Here is a 13,395-nt window from a genome sequence, read left to right as displayed (position 1 = left end):
AGCTTTCAACGCTTGCTGACTGGCTCAATGAGAGAAAAGAGAGAATGCGCTTGCGTGCAACGCCAGCGTTCGATAACCGCGTTGAAATAGGTGTTAATGCTGGTAGTGTTCAAAACCTTTCCGATTGTAGCCTTTCTCACAAAACTTGCACGCTTTTGGTTTATTTAAACCTTCAAATATGAAGTTAATGTCAAGGCGGCTTTTCCCAATGGATAATCCGATTGGAATTGATACACCCACTCCGATCTCATCTCCTTCAACTAGCTTGTACAGGATTTACCAGCAACACTCGCTGGTTGATTTGGTGATGCCTCCAGCCAGTTGAGCGCTGTCTTTCTATAAATAGCCTATAGTTAAGCGTCAAAGGTTTGGGGAGAGTAGCACTAAGCAGTAATGAACGTTTAGGCAAAAATAGAGAAAATATTGCTTGATTTCGCATTTTGCTTAAATGCAACTCTATCCTACTGACGCTTGATGGGCGATGGGTTGCGACAAATGGCTGAATTCTATTCCGTCATTCTAATCAACAAGAGCCAAAATGTGACAGAGAAAACATCAATATATTTCGTATTTAGGTTAAAGAGGTCAACTGACTTTGCTGCCACAGCGCATCGATGGTAACAAATTGATATCCTTGCTGCAATAGTTTAGGCACTAACTGGGCGGTCGTTTCAGCCACATCTTGACCTCCATAATAGCCATCATGCAAAACAATGACCGAACCATTTTGGACTTGCCGCAAAACTCGCTGTACGACGACGCTAACCCCAGGCTGTACCCAGTCTTCCGGCACCACGCTCCACATGACAGGTCGATAGTTCCACTGCTGCAATAAATCTAAAGTCTGGGGTGTAAACAAACCATTAGGGGGTCGAACGTCACGAACAAATTGTGGATCGAGTTGACAGGCTTGTTGGATCGCCTGCTGTGTCTGTTCCATACTTTGTTTGAGGTCAGATGGACTCAGCTTGGGAAAAGCGCGATGATCGTACCCATGCAGCCCAAGCCAGTGACCTCGCCGGTAGACTTCTTTGGCAGTTGCTGGTGCGCGGTTAACGCAAACACCCAGCCAAAAAAAACTTGCGGGTATGTTGTAGTGGTCTAGCACTTTCAAGAGTTCGGGAGTGTACTGGGGATGGGGGCCATCATCAAACGTGAGAGCGATCGCTCGTGAATTTCCAGTACCCGACCACAGACAACGGGGAAAGGCAGGCTGAAGAATTCGGTACACAATAGGAAATAGCGGAGCTAGCTGCATTTGCTCTTTGATGTCGTTTTTCTAATGGGTGTCAACAGACGGTGAGTCTCAAAGGTCAATTTAAACAACAAAGCCCATGTTTTGCCATACTGGCGGGAGCTTCTCTTTTATTTGCTCTCTCTGGGTGCAGCACCGTAACCACTAACCAGTATGAAGCAACCGCCCGGACAACTTTAACTTGGAAAGTCGGTTACTCGACTAATCCGGGTCGCAATCAAGAGCGAATCGAAACTTTTGGCTCTACTTCCTTACTCAACCGCAATGGGGAGAAGCCAGAAGGCGCGGTAATTGGCCCCGACGAACGGGAACTTTGGTGGTCTGCACTGCCACCACGACCCACGCTTGATGAAATTGAACAGCGACTGCAACCTGCCGAAAAGGCAAGCCAGCCAGAGATTTTGCGAGATGTGAATTACCAAATTACTTATCGCAGCAACGGGCAGAGTGTTACCTTGCCGACGAATTACGATGTCTATCGAGAGGTTGTCAAGGCATATCCTTCCCAAACGCCTTTAGAGCTGACGCTAGGAGTCAATGATTCCTCTGTGGAGAAAGCGGAACCCAAGTTTGAGAATTAAAAAGAGATATTAAAAAGCAAAAATTAAGGCGGGGGCGATCGCTTCTTCCCTGTCTCTCGGCTCCTCTGCCCCCCTGCTTAATTCTTCCTGCGGACTTTAGCCACAGAGCGCTTCAAAACAACAGGCGTCTTTAACGGTTGACTAGCTTTAATTAACGGCTGGTTACTCTCCAATGCTTGCAGACCATCGAGAACCGCATCTCGGATCGCCGCTTCCGGTTCTTGATTCAGCATCAGCCGAAAGTATTCGGCAACACTACGTCGATGCTCCCGCTCTAACCGAGCCTCTGTTACTAAGGCACAAAGTCGGCGAACCGCAATCAGACGCTTCAGGGGGTCTACCTGCGTCAGCTCCGTTAACCAATGGTTCAGGTTAGCTTCATCCCGATTCAGTTGACGGCTAATAATTTGCCAGACCAAGAGGATTAGGGTTGCCAGAGTGCCCAGACCTTGAAGAATTGCACCAGCGGCAATCCAGGGACTGTCGGAGTCTACCCAGATGGAAACTGCCATATAGGTGCTGAGGCTAGCAATGCCGCCACTGCCAACGGCAAGCGTTAATTGCCGGTTGGAGCCACTAAAAAACCGTTGCAGGCTTGACCAGTGTACTTGCCAGTCCCACTCCTGCATCAGGTAAACCAGCAACATTACCAACACACCAGCGCCGGTAGCCAGTAGGAGCTTCCAGTTCCAGAACAGCATCACCACCACAACGGCGCTCACCACCAGCCAGCTGCCCGATCCCTGACTTGGGTGCCGGGGAAACAGCTTGAGGACTGGCATTTTTAATTGTTTCTGCGACAGAGCCAATTGGATCTGGTTTACGAGTTGTTGTCGCCAAGACGACGCCTGTGCCACGAAAGTTTCCTGCTTAAGTCAGATAGATTATACCTAACGAGTTAACTATCGTAATACCTTTTAGTCCTAAGCTCGTAGCCCGTAGTCATTCGTCCTTTGTTTTACCAAGTTGACCAATGACTACGAACCAATGACCGATGACCGCTCACAAACCAAAGCTCAAGTCATCGACGGTCAGACAGCCATCAAAAGCGTAGAAGGTGATCCGATAGATATTTGGTACTGCGACGCTCAGCTGACTGTTCGGAGGAATATTGGAATCCGTTCCGGCTAGATTTGGCTCTGTCAACTCCGAGCGCCCCAGGAGTTGGTTTTGCTGGTCGTAGGCAGATAAAATTGTTCGCTGAGAACTGGTGACAAAGCCGCTGACAAAGCGAACCGGAAACTCAAAGGAAATTTCTATCAAGCCGTTTTTAGGGGCACCCATGAGGACGGTGGTGCCAGATCGAGGGGGGAAAGCGGGGTTGGAGGGATGGAGAGCGATCGCGTTTCTAAACGTGAGACCCCATTGCTGAAACTGGCGCTCCACCACGTCAAAGCATTTCAAGTCTTCCATGTTGAGGCGAACGCAGGTTCCCTTATTTAAGGGGAAGCCGGAGTCAGCGCTAGCCGGCTCCTCGCTAGGAGAAGCGACAACGGTGGACCCACTGAGCGACTCAATTGTTGGTGCGGATGCGTTAAAGTCGCTGATTTCATCCCACGGAAGACTGCATTGCTTTGCCATAACATTCTGTGAATGTACTTTTTCAAGAACTGGATCGCCGTTTATTACTCCGACGCAGATATCTCCAGACTTGACGGAGCTATCACTTGGGAGTGACGACCTGAAGCTACTAATCCCCCCTCTGTTCATTCAGCCTCCTTGACTTATGGGGCGTCTTTTACGATCTGATTCCGAGTAATGCTTCTTCCCTCAGGCAAAAAATTCCGCATTTTTAATTTCTTGTGAGGGAAGTTTTAGAAGAAATGTTCCAGTCATCAACATTGGCTGATGACCGATTGCCATCGCGATCGCACACACCCTATTACTTAAATACGCAAAAACCCGGTGAGGGGTTTCACCCCCTACCGTTTGGATTATCTCTGATTTTTTCTAATTTGGCGGAAAAAAACCAGCGGCTGGATTGGCATAGCGGAAAGTCTTATCAACCGACTGATGTATTTTTACCTTAATTTACATCTGCCTTTAGGGATAACTATTTGCAAAATCTTTAATTTCAAGACGGTTGTTTTATCGTTCCTTTAAATTGCGGATAAATTACAGGATCGTTGCTCCAGTTAGGCTGGGCGCATTTGGTGCTAGATCGTTTGGTCTGACGCTACCCAATGAAAAATTCTGAAACCACCTATATGCAAGCGTTTCATCGTTCAAAATCTAAAGCAAAAATCTAAAATAGTATCAGTCACCAGCTCAACTGAGCATCGCCGATTGAAACTGGGTGTTAGGAATCAACCAGTAGTCAGACGTTCTAACACTCAACAATTCGCGACAATGAGCGCTCGTGGCGATAACAATGAGGTTTATTCATGATTCAGCCACCCGGCTTTGAGATGCAATCGATTGTCACTTCCTTGGGAAGAGTGGTGTACTACACCCCCAAGGGGGCACCTTGGCGCTCGGCGGATGCAGCCATGTCAGAGAATCTGCCCACGTTGGTTTTCCTACATGGCTTTGGTGGTGGGTCATCCGCCTACGAATGGTCGAAAGTCTATCCAGCTTTTGCAACCGATTATCGAGTGATTGCACCCGACCTAATTGGTTGGGGTCGGTCTGACCACCCCGCACGCAATTACCAGATAGATGACTACATCAACACAATTATTGAGTTCATCGAGCAGACTTGTAACGAGCCAGTACCCGTCGTGGCATCTTCTCTCACGGCTGCTTTTACAATTAGAGCTGCGATCGCTCGCCCCGATCTCTTTAAGTCCCTGATTCTCACCACACCGGCGGGTCTGTCTGACTTTGGGGAAAATTACACCCGTAGCTTTTTTGCCCAACTCGTTGCTACGCCCATTCTGGATCGCTTGCTCTATAGCACGGGCGTTGCTACGGAGGGTGGCATCCGTAGTTTCTTAGAACAGCGACAATTTGCTCGTAGCCGTCGCGTATATCAGGAAATCGTAGACGCTTATTTGCAATCTGCCCAACAACCCAATGCGGAATATGCAGCGCTCTCTTTTGTTCGGGGAGATTTATGCTTCGATCTATCCCTTTACATAACTCAGCTAAACGTGCCTACTGCCATAATGTGGGGGGAAAAGTCCGAGTTTACGGGTCCGGAAGTTGGCAGGCGGCTGGCAGCTTTAAATCCGCAAGCTGTCCGAGTTTTTCAGGCGCTTGATGATGTGGGATTGACGCCCCAACTGGAACTGCCTGCGGTGACAATCGGCTTCATCCGGCGATTTTTAGACTTGCTGGACTAGAAATGTCAAAGAAACCCATTATTTTAGAAAATAGTGGGTTTCTCTACCGCAAGATTAGTCTGGGAACCGAATATCAATGACTGTGGAATTGAAGTTATAACCTGAGCCGTCTAGTTCTACTGGAATGCCAATTTTGAGTTTGGTACCGCCCACAACCGGCCCATCTTTTGTGATTTGGGCTTTAGTACCGAAAGTCATCAGCATATCGGTACTGAAAGAATCAGGTCTAGGATCGGGGAGCGCTTTGACAGAACCATCCGGTTGCGGGACGGTCACGCTTCGTGGCAGGATCTTGATGGATTTAATCTCCATCTGTCCGGCAGGTTGATTGCGGATAATAATATTCGTTTTTTTGTCCTTCTGGAACTGGTCGATTAAAGCCTGGGGATCTCGCACATTTAAACCCCGGACAATCAAATCCATTTCTACGGGTTTTGTGGTAACGCCGACTTGGGCAACCGAACCGGAAGTGCCGGGAAAAAAGAAGATTCCCACAATAACTGAGAGAATCACTAAGGCAGCACCCACATCTAAGATGCTCACCTTGCCGAATAAGCGACCTTGAGAATCCAAAATCTTCATGCAGAATTGTCCTGGCTCTAGCTAAAAAACTGGGGAGATTCAGTAACCTCTAACTCTACAAATCACAAGGTAGATGATACTTAATCCGGCAGTCTTTTGTCAGAGTACCATGAGTGTCGCCTAGAGAGTGCTGGCAGATGGCTGGTTGTAAAGCCTTCCTGAAAAGACTGCCTAACTTAGTCTACGACACGGATGTAGCCTTGTTTCAGGCTGTCAAATACTCGGTTGACTTGGATCTGCTCTTCGGAGCTGAGAGCCGTCTTCGATAACAGCGCCGCCATCAGCCGTTGTTGGTCATGGCGAGTAATTCTGCGCGTAGTTAATAATTGCTCGACTAATTGAGCGATCGTTAGGGAGAGGCTTTGAGCTTGCATCTGGTTATCGGGGCACAGGATTCTATTTAAATTTTCGGTAAACTTGCCCTCCAGTTCATCAGGACATTCACCGAATCTGGTGATGAAAAATGGCTAAATTTTCAGGAGTACCGAATCAGTATTGTACGGGGGATCGATCTTAGTTGGAGGCTTTGCCCAGGCTTGAGCGATCGCAAAATCTCTCGATTGTGGTTGAAGCTGCAACTTAGAATTCTCAAATCACGTCTGTTTGTTTCAGACTAATGAAAGTTGTTGTCACATTTACGCGGAGCGATCGCATTCTTATAGATTCTCTTTCTCTGGGCCGATGCCTGGGAAGAAGAACAAGAACCCAAAATTGTGACTTTTAAAATGTGGTGTTGCCTCGCCTGCTTTCAGGGTAGGGAGTGTTGAAATTGTCAAGACTGGTCGCCGATCGCAACTGTCGATTTGATTATCACTCGTATTCGCTATGAAGTTGAACCCCTTGTCATTTTTTTCCCGTCGTTCCTCCCGCCGCTGGTTCTATCCGTTGCTCTCATCTGTGGTGGCGCTGTTTATTTGTGTCGGTTTGCCTCAGTCTGGGCAAGCGATCTCGCTGTTTGATTTGATTTTGCGCGGCGTTCAGGTAATTCAGCTATCGAATATTTCTGATAAACAGGAAGTCCAAATTGGTCGGGCAATTAATAACCAGCTGGTCAGTCGGGAGATTCGGCTGTATCGCAATCCGCAAATCGTTCGCTACGTTGAAGAGATTGGTCAGCGGTTGGTGGCAAAGAGCGATCGCCCTGATATTCCTTATACGTTTCAAGTGGTTAACGATAAGGGTCTCAATGCCTTTGCAACAATGGGAGGCTTTGTCTACGTCAACACTGGCTTGCTCACAGCAGCAGAGAATGAAGCTCAGCTGGCGAGTGTCATGAGCCATGAAATCGGTCATATTGCCGGTCGTCATGCAATTGAGCAGATGCGGAAAAGTGCGCTAGCTCGCGGCGTAGCGGCAGCAGCGGGGTTGGATCGCAACCTAGCCGTTCAAATTGGCGTGGATTTGGCTCTACGGCGTCCGAACAGTCGGCAAGATGAATTCGAGGCAGATCAAAAGGGACTGCAAACCATGATTAGGGCAGGTTATGCTCCCTCTGGAATGGTGGCTTTCATGGAAAAGCTGCTCAGGGCAAATTCGGTGCCTACATTCTTAAGTACCCATCCGGCAACCTCGGATCGGATTAAGGCTTTGGAACGTGCCATTGACCCGGAAGATGCCAACGTCGGCGATGGGTTGGATGAGCAGGCGTATAAAGCGAAAATTCGCCCTCTGATTTAAGGTCTGAGCATCTGGCGGCGCATCCGACTCACCTGAGATGGATCGATTTGCGTCACTGCTTCTTTCAAGGGTAGTTTGCGAACGCGACGCCGCGCCACATTGACTTGATAAACCAAGTTGTTCGTGAGATCCAAGCCTGTCAACCAGCCACTTTTCTGGTGATAGGCACCCGTATCGATGTCAAGCCAGCCGTTGCCTTGGGCAAGTTTTCCTGGTGCAACTCCAGGCAGGGTAAAGGTGATGGTGTGACCTGTAACGATCAGTTTATCGGGGAAGTACGGCTGGGGAATGCTGTGAAATTCTTCGCGAATCCAGCAAAATTCCTCAGCGGTTTGCTTCTCGAAGGGAATTTGCGGATGGACGCCTGCATGAACCAACCAGACATCGCCTAAGTCTAAATATGTGGGTAGCGAGCGCATCCACTCGATATCCTCTGTTGGAATACCCGCTTCCCCATAACTGTTCACGGTTGCATGACCGCCACTGTAGAGCCATCCTTGCAGCGCTGGGCCGTAAATTTGTCCATCGCCCAACACGTCTAATAACATTTGCTCGTGGTTGCCCAACAAACAATGGTAGGAATTTTGCTTAACAAATTTAACAACCTGAGCGCTGTGAGGCCCTCGATCGATTAAATCCCCCAAAAAATAAACCGAGTCATTTGAGGAAGGAGCGATCGCTTCCAATAAGGTCATCAGGCCTTCGTAGTGGCCATGTACATCACCAATCACAATGCGACGGGGGGTCATTTTGCTCATCCTCAATCCGATTACTCACAACCTTAGATAGCGCCTCAAAGTAAGACACTGAATCACTGTCGATCAAAACTTATACACTCATGGACATCCCTAGTCATGTCGCCCAGGTTATAGCGCGGGTGGGGGAGTGACTTTCAATCGCGACCTATCATCAAATTCCATGTCTTACCAATCAACCATTGGTAATATGTTTGTTGCGTCTGCTCCGTTACAGCTAGATGCAACTTATAGCCCGTTAAAACTGATAACCACGCTAAAACTGGGTTGATTAGTAAGTCAATCAAGTAGGAGAATGTCAAAAAAGGGAATGTCCTTGTATTAAGAGTTTCACGGAGCGGATGCACAGCCTGAATAGGGAACACCAAAAAAGCACTGGGAAAACCAACTAGAAATAGGAAGTTAAAAGTCAAAGGTATATTTTTAAAGCTGACTTTTAAGTTCTAAATTCTCTTCTAAGTGGCGGGATGTATCAAATTGTAAGTATGGTAGACTACATTATTAATCATATCTCGCCTAGCTTGAGTAGAACCTTCTGGGATCGGGAATCTCTCTGAAGGCAGTCGAGTGTTGGGTAAAACAGAGCGAGACAATCAACCGAAAAATTCTCTCGCTATCGTTAAATGTCAGGATTTTTTCCCTTAAAGTTCCTTGCCTCCTGTGTCTTCTAGTGTGTCTTCTGCTACGCTGCCAGTTATTATTGCTCTGAAACAAGCTAGTAGTATCGCTTGGGTAAATCAGGCGATCGCTAACGTGGATACTATTCTGCTCGATCATTCCCACTGCGAACGGAAAGCAGCAGGAGTTGCTTTGAATTTAATGTTTCGCTATCCTTCTTATACTCAGTTAGTGCGGCAGCTTACCAGGATCGCCTGCGAAGAACTGGAACACTTTGAGCTGGTTAATCAGTGGCTGGAACGTCGTGGCATCCCCCTTGCTGCCCTCTCTGCGCCTCCCTACGGTGCCGGGATGAAGGCGCAAATCCGCGCCAAGGAGCCAGAGCGGTTATTGGATTCTTTGCTAGTTTCTGGGTTGATAGAGGCTCGAAGTCACGAACGGTTGGGATTACTCGCTACCCACTTGCCCGCTCCAGAGTTAGCCCAATTTTATGGCAGCTTGATGGCATCTGAAGCACGTCACTATGGCGTTTATTGGGTGCTTGCCGATACTTACTTTGAGCGTGCTGTTGTCAACCAACGGCTGGAGGAATTAGCCGTCGTTGAGAGTCAGTTGCTGGAAACGCTACATCCAGAACCGAGAATTCACAGCTAAAGGCAAGAAGCAGATGAAGGCTCAATATCGGGATTTTGTGATTCGTGGCTGGGAAAAGCGCGATCGCACTTTTGCATCTGATGTCATTCATTCGGTGTTAACCGAGTATGGCTTGCCTTGGCAACCAGAGGAGGCAGATAGGGAAGTTCTAGAGGTAGAAAAATTTTATCAAGATCCTGGGGGTGAGTTTTGGGTAATTGAAAGAGAAGGGAAAGTGGTAGGGACTGGCGCGTATTATCCAGTGAAGCGTGGGGACAGAGCGGTAGAATTACGCAAAATGTATCTATTGCCAGCTGTGAGAGGGCAAGGACTGGGTAAGTATTTGTTAGAACAACTCGAAAATGCGATCGCTTCTCGTGGTTTTCAGGAAATTTGGATTGAAACCGCTAGCGTTCTCAAAGAAGCAGTCAAATTGTATGAAAGTAGTGGGTATGAACCAGCAACAGGTATTGAGACGGCAAGATGCGATCGCGTCTACGTTAAATTCCTGTAACCCTCACGACTGATTTAGACCATTTACATTTCCGTTTGCTACTAAAAAAAACAAAACATTCTCCAGCCCTTTCTCAAATCGCAATGTTTTGGCAAGATTGTCTCGCTTTGAAAGGATTGAATCGATGATAATCATATCGGGCTTGGCTGAGATTGCCTTTTCGATACATTCCTGACCGTTAGAAGCTTCAACAACGCTGTAGCCTTTTGCCTGTAACACATCAGTAAGGATTTTGATTGTTGATTCATCTTCATCTACTACCAAAACTTTTTTCTTTGAGGTTTCTTGAGCCAGAAGCGATTCGATAGCACTTAGAAGTTCTTCCTGGTTAATTGGCTTTGCCAAATACCTATCAATTCCTAAACAATAGCCTCTATCTTTGTCTTCTATAATTGATAAAATGATTATCGGTATGGTTGTAGTCCCAGGGTCATTTTTCAGTACTGCTGCCACATCAAATCCATTCATGGCAGGCATCATCACATCCAGAATAATCAAATCAGGATGTTCTTTTTTAACCTGTGTAATGGCATCCATACCGTCTTTAGCTTGCCTAACAATATAACCTTCTGCTTCCAATTGCTGGGTGAGAAGTTCTCTAATAGATGCTTCATCATCTACTACCAGAATTGTTTTCTTTTGTTTATTAGAAGAGGTTTTATAAGTGATTACATGACCTTTTAGTTGTTTTAAAAGGGTGTCCAAATCAACTTTTTCAAACTCAAAATTTCCGCCTGTACTGATAGGTAAGGTGAATGAAAAGTTGCTTTCTTTACCCAATTTACTTTTTACCCAGATTCTACCCTGATGATGTTCTACGATTTGCTTGCAAATGGGCAGTCCTAAACCAGTTCCTTTAGGTTTGTCTGTTAATGTATCACCTACCTGCTTAAATTTTTCAAAGACTTGCTCTTGGTCAGCCTCGGCGATGCCTATACCACTATCAATAACGCTGATAATAACCTCGTTGTTGATTTTTTTTGCTCTGCAAGTTATGCAGCCTTCTGGCGTGAATTTGACAGCATTGGAAATTAAATTAATCACAACCTGAACGAGTCTATCCTTATCACCCACTAGCTCAGGTAGTTCATTTTCGATATCCTTTATTAACTTTAGCGGCTTTGTTTCAAATAAGGCGGATGTAGCCGCTGTTGCCTGTTCAATTATTTCAGATATATAAATTGGTTCTGTCTTCCACTCAATCTTTCCTGCTTCTAACTTTGCCAAATCAAGGACACTATTGATTAAATTTGTTAGTCTTTCCCCTTCAGACACAATGATGTCCAGGTTTTCTTCTACTTGCTTGATGGTTTTCCGAACTTTCTTATCTTCACTTTGAACTTCAGGAAATATAACGGAATCTAGTTTTTTCTTGATAATTTTTGCGAATCCCAAGACGGAGGTAAGAGGTGTTCTTAACTCATGGGAAACAAGAGATAAGAAATCTGACTTGGCACAATTAGCAACTTCAGCGGCTTCTTTAGCTTGTTGTAACTCTTGTTGCGTCCGCTGGCGCTCGGCAATCTCGCTTTGCAAATTCTGAATAGTATGATTCAATTCAAGAGTACGTTCCTCTACTCGAATTTTTAACTCTTCCTCAGACTTTTTCAGGGTTTCTTCTACCAACTTTTTATCAGTGATGTCTTCATAGGTACCTAGAATACCTACAACATTCCCTGCATCATCATGGAGTGGAATCTTATTCGTTTCTGCCCAAGACTGTTTGCCATCTGCTTGAAATTGAGTTTCAACGATATGATATTGGGGCGTATCTGCCTCCATGATGCGATTGTCACACTCGCGGTACCAGTCCGCCTCCTCCTTATTCCAAGCCAAGTCGTAGTCTGTTTTGCCAACAATGCCTTCTGGCGTATTAACCCCTGCTACTCGCGCAAAGTTGTAATTGCAACCCAGATAAACAGACTTTCTATCTTTCCAAAAAATTAACTGCGGAATGTTGTTCATCACTAGCTGTAACATTTGCTTACTCTCTCGTAGTGATGCCTCTGCCTCTTTAGTAGGAGTAATGTCTTCTACTGTTCCCACAAAACCGATGAGTTCGCCTTTATTGGAAAGCAAAGGAGATGACCGAATGTAAGCCCAACGTACAATTCCCTCTCGTGTTTGAAAGCGACATTCGTGCGAATATTCCTTCCGCTGACGAGTGTAGGTATACCATTGTGCGATGACGCGATCGCTATCTTCCGGATAAACTGACCGCAACCAACCATCTCCCAAGCTTTCCTCAAGTGTAAAGCCACAAATTGCTTGACAGCGCGGGTTTGTATAAGTGCATTTACCTTCAATATCTGTCATAAAAATGCCGACTGGCAAACAAGCACTGAAAGAACGAAATTGCTGTTCGTTTTTCTTAAGTTCTGCATTGACGGCTTCCAAGTCCAATGCTTGTTGTTTTACCTGTGCTGTATTCTTAAACAGATTAACAAACATCGATACTTTCGAGAGTAATATTTCCGGTTCAATCGGCTTAACCAGGTAGTCTATCGCGCCTAGGGAATAACCTGTGAATATATTAGTGTCGCTTGTGCCGTATGCGGTTTGGAAAATAATCGGAGTCTGGCGCGATCGCTCTCTAGCTCGAATCAGCCTTGCTGTCTCAAATCCATCCAGTTCTGGCATCTGGACATCGAGCAAAATCACAGCAAAATCCTCATTTAGCAAACATCTTAAGGCTTCCATCCCCGAATTTGCTTTGACTAAATTCTGCCCTAAGCTACTCAATACTGCCTCTAACGCCAGCAGATTTTCTGGATGGTCGTCAACCAAAAGGATGTTTGCTTTCGGTTCTGACTGCATATTTTACCCTCAACGTTTGGTGACAAAAATTGATTAAAAAATTAATATTGCTAAATATTTTTACGATTGATATTACAGGCGCTTGAGCTAGCTCTGTATGTATTGAACGCCGTTTTGATTTTTGCAAAAATCTTGATTACAGTTACTACTGTGCTATAGCAATCCTACATCTTTTTCTTTTCCTAAGCCCAAAGTACGGGCTACATCGAGGCGCTCTGATAACGCGATCGCTAACGCCCAGGCTACACCTACCTACACTTACATAGTTCAATCACATCTATTCACAAAATTAAGCTTTCTCCATTTCTAGAATATTCGATGCTTTTGCCACTACCTCATCTGGATCGAAAGGCTTTGTCATATACATATCCGCCCCTACTTCATTTCCCTTCTGCTTATCAAATTCTTGCCCCTTAGCAGTCAGCATGATAATGTAAACGTCCTTAATCTCTAGTTCATTTTTAACCGCATTACATACATCAAATCCATTCATTTTAGGCATCATTACGTCGAGAAAAACAAGAGCTGGCTTTTCTGTTTTAATTGTCTCCAGTGCCTCTTCACCATTGGTTGCCGTTAGTAATTCCACGCCCTCATCTTCAAGATCCTCAAGGGTTTGTTCTAACAAAAGTCGAATGTGAGGCTCATCATCAACAATTAATATCTTCTGATTCATTCT

The 13,395-nt window shown here is 45.8% G+C and carries 14 protein-coding genes; 6 read left to right on the top strand and 8 right to left on the bottom strand.

The window, feature by feature from the left end:
• Positions 1–571 precede the first annotated feature (571 nt).
• A complete protein-coding gene (locus tag NDI34_RS03810) occupies positions 572–1,258 on the bottom strand; it encodes a polysaccharide deacetylase family protein (protein ID WP_348231903.1) in 687 nt (228 codons plus the stop codon).
• A gap of 89 nt (positions 1,259–1,347) precedes the next feature.
• Here NDI34_RS03810 and NDI34_RS03805 point away from each other — a divergent pair, with 89 nt between their 5' ends.
• The gene (locus NDI34_RS03805) at positions 1,348–1,836 is read left to right on the top strand and encodes a hypothetical protein (protein WP_190413766.1); all 489 of its coding nucleotides are present in this window, start codon (positions 1,348–1,350) and stop codon (positions 1,834–1,836) included.
• 77 nt (positions 1,837–1,913) lie between these two features.
• On the opposite strand, the gene NDI34_RS03800 is transcribed toward NDI34_RS03805, so the two are convergent.
• Positions 1,914–2,693 (bottom strand): hypothetical protein, encoded by a 780-nt coding sequence (locus NDI34_RS03800; RefSeq protein ID WP_190530003.1) that lies wholly within the window; start codon positions 2,691–2,693, stop codon positions 1,914–1,916.
• A gap of 145 nt (positions 2,694–2,838) precedes the next feature.
• Positions 2,839–3,417, bottom strand: coding sequence for a hypothetical protein (locus NDI34_RS03795; protein ID WP_348231902.1), 579 nt, complete (start codon positions 3,415–3,417; stop codon positions 2,839–2,841).
• 242 nt (positions 3,418–3,659) lie between these two features.
• Between NDI34_RS03795 and NDI34_RS03790 the strand changes: the two genes are divergently transcribed.
• Both NDI34_RS03790 and NDI34_RS03785 read left to right on the top strand, forming a co-directional pair.
• Positions 3,660–3,866, top strand: coding sequence for a hypothetical protein (locus NDI34_RS03790; RefSeq protein ID WP_348231901.1), 207 nt, complete (start codon positions 3,660–3,662; stop codon positions 3,864–3,866).
• Between the two features lie 354 nt (positions 3,867–4,220).
• Positions 4,221–5,120, top strand: coding sequence for an alpha/beta hydrolase (locus NDI34_RS03785; protein ID WP_190681478.1), 900 nt, complete (start codon positions 4,221–4,223; stop codon positions 5,118–5,120).
• Between the two features lie 54 nt (positions 5,121–5,174).
• Here the strand turns inward: NDI34_RS03785 and NDI34_RS03780 are convergent, their stop codons facing one another.
• A complete protein-coding gene (locus NDI34_RS03780; RefSeq protein WP_190413433.1) occupies positions 5,175–5,702 on the bottom strand; it encodes a DUF4330 domain-containing protein in 528 nt (175 codons plus the stop codon).
• Between the two features lie 176 nt (positions 5,703–5,878).
• The gene (locus NDI34_RS03775) at positions 5,879–6,076 is read right to left on the bottom strand and encodes a hypothetical protein (protein ID WP_190413431.1); all 198 of its coding nucleotides are present in this window, start codon (positions 6,074–6,076) and stop codon (positions 5,879–5,881) included.
• Between the two features lie 451 nt (positions 6,077–6,527).
• Between NDI34_RS03775 and NDI34_RS03770 the strand changes: the two genes are divergently transcribed.
• On the top strand, positions 6,528–7,379 hold the full coding sequence (locus tag NDI34_RS03770) for a M48 family metallopeptidase (RefSeq protein ID WP_348231900.1): 852 nt from the start codon (positions 6,528–6,530) through the stop codon (positions 7,377–7,379).
• On the opposite strand, the gene NDI34_RS03765 is transcribed toward NDI34_RS03770, so the two are convergent.
• Positions 7,376–8,137 carry a metallophosphoesterase gene (locus NDI34_RS03765; protein ID WP_190413427.1) on the bottom strand — a complete coding sequence of 254 codons (762 nt, stop codon included), beginning with the start codon at positions 8,135–8,137 and terminating at the stop codon, positions 7,376–7,378. The two genes, NDI34_RS03770 and NDI34_RS03765, sit on opposite strands and share 4 nt — an antisense overlap.
• 669 nt (positions 8,138–8,806) lie before the next feature.
• Between NDI34_RS03765 and miaE the strand changes: the two genes are divergently transcribed.
• Positions 8,807–9,406 carry a tRNA isopentenyl-2-thiomethyl-A-37 hydroxylase MiaE gene (miaE, locus tag NDI34_RS03760; protein WP_348231899.1) on the top strand — a complete coding sequence of 200 codons (600 nt, stop codon included), beginning with the start codon at positions 8,807–8,809 and terminating at the stop codon, positions 9,404–9,406.
• Positions 9,407–9,419: 13 nt separating this feature from the next.
• On the top strand, positions 9,420–9,899 hold the full coding sequence (locus NDI34_RS03755) for a GNAT family N-acetyltransferase (RefSeq protein ID WP_348231898.1): 480 nt from the start codon (positions 9,420–9,422) through the stop codon (positions 9,897–9,899).
• A 3-nt stretch (positions 9,900–9,902) separates the two neighbouring features.
• On the opposite strand, the gene NDI34_RS03750 is transcribed toward NDI34_RS03755, so the two are convergent.
• Both NDI34_RS03750 and NDI34_RS03745 read right to left on the bottom strand, forming a co-directional pair.
• A complete protein-coding gene (locus NDI34_RS03750) occupies positions 9,903–12,716 on the bottom strand; it encodes a response regulator (protein ID WP_348231897.1) in 2,814 nt (937 codons plus the stop codon).
• 289 nt (positions 12,717–13,005) lie between these two features.
• Entirely contained in the window at positions 13,006–13,392 is a 387-nt protein-coding gene (locus NDI34_RS03745; protein WP_190435667.1) for a response regulator, read from the bottom strand.
• Positions 13,393–13,395 lie beyond the last annotated feature (3 nt).

The organism is Trichocoleus sp. DQ-U1, from assembly GCF_039961925.1.
Lineage (GTDB): Bacteria > Cyanobacteriota > Cyanobacteriia > Cyanobacteriales > FACHB-T130 > FACHB-T130.
This window is presented reverse-complemented; position numbering and strand designations above follow the sequence as displayed.

What these genes read in the sequence shown, in the direction of transcription:
- NDI34_RS03765 (WP_190413427.1), bottom strand. Translation starts at nt 8,137, where the DNA reads ATGAGCAAAATGACCCCCCGTCGCATTGTGATTGGTGATGTACATGGC.
- NDI34_RS03770 (WP_348231900.1), top strand. Translation starts at nt 6,528, where the DNA reads ATGAAGTTGAACCCCTTGTCATTTTTTTCCCGTCGTTCCTCCCGCCGC.
- NDI34_RS03790 (WP_348231901.1), top strand. Translation starts at nt 3,660, where the DNA reads ATGTTCCAGTCATCAACATTGGCTGATGACCGATTGCCATCGCGATCG.
- NDI34_RS03750 (WP_348231897.1), bottom strand. Translation starts at nt 12,716, where the DNA reads ATGCAGTCAGAACCGAAAGCAAACATCCTTTTGGTTGACGACCATCCA.
- NDI34_RS03780 (WP_190413433.1), bottom strand. Translation starts at nt 5,702, where the DNA reads ATGAAGATTTTGGATTCTCAAGGTCGCTTATTCGGCAAGGTGAGCATC.
- NDI34_RS03810 (WP_348231903.1), bottom strand. Translation starts at nt 1,258, where the DNA reads ATGCAGCTAGCTCCGCTATTTCCTATTGTGTACCGAATTCTTCAGCCT.
- NDI34_RS03785 (WP_190681478.1), top strand. Translation starts at nt 4,221, where the DNA reads ATGATTCAGCCACCCGGCTTTGAGATGCAATCGATTGTCACTTCCTTG.
- NDI34_RS03795 (WP_348231902.1), bottom strand. Translation starts at nt 3,417, where the DNA reads ATGGCAAAGCAATGCAGTCTTCCGTGGGATGAAATCAGCGACTTTAAC.
- NDI34_RS03745 (WP_190435667.1), bottom strand. Translation starts at nt 13,392, where the DNA reads ATGAATCAGAAGATATTAATTGTTGATGATGAGCCTCACATTCGACTT.
- NDI34_RS03755 (WP_348231898.1), top strand. Translation starts at nt 9,420, where the DNA reads ATGAAGGCTCAATATCGGGATTTTGTGATTCGTGGCTGGGAAAAGCGC.
- NDI34_RS03775 (WP_190413431.1), bottom strand. Translation starts at nt 6,076, where the DNA reads ATGCAAGCTCAAAGCCTCTCCCTAACGATCGCTCAATTAGTCGAGCAA.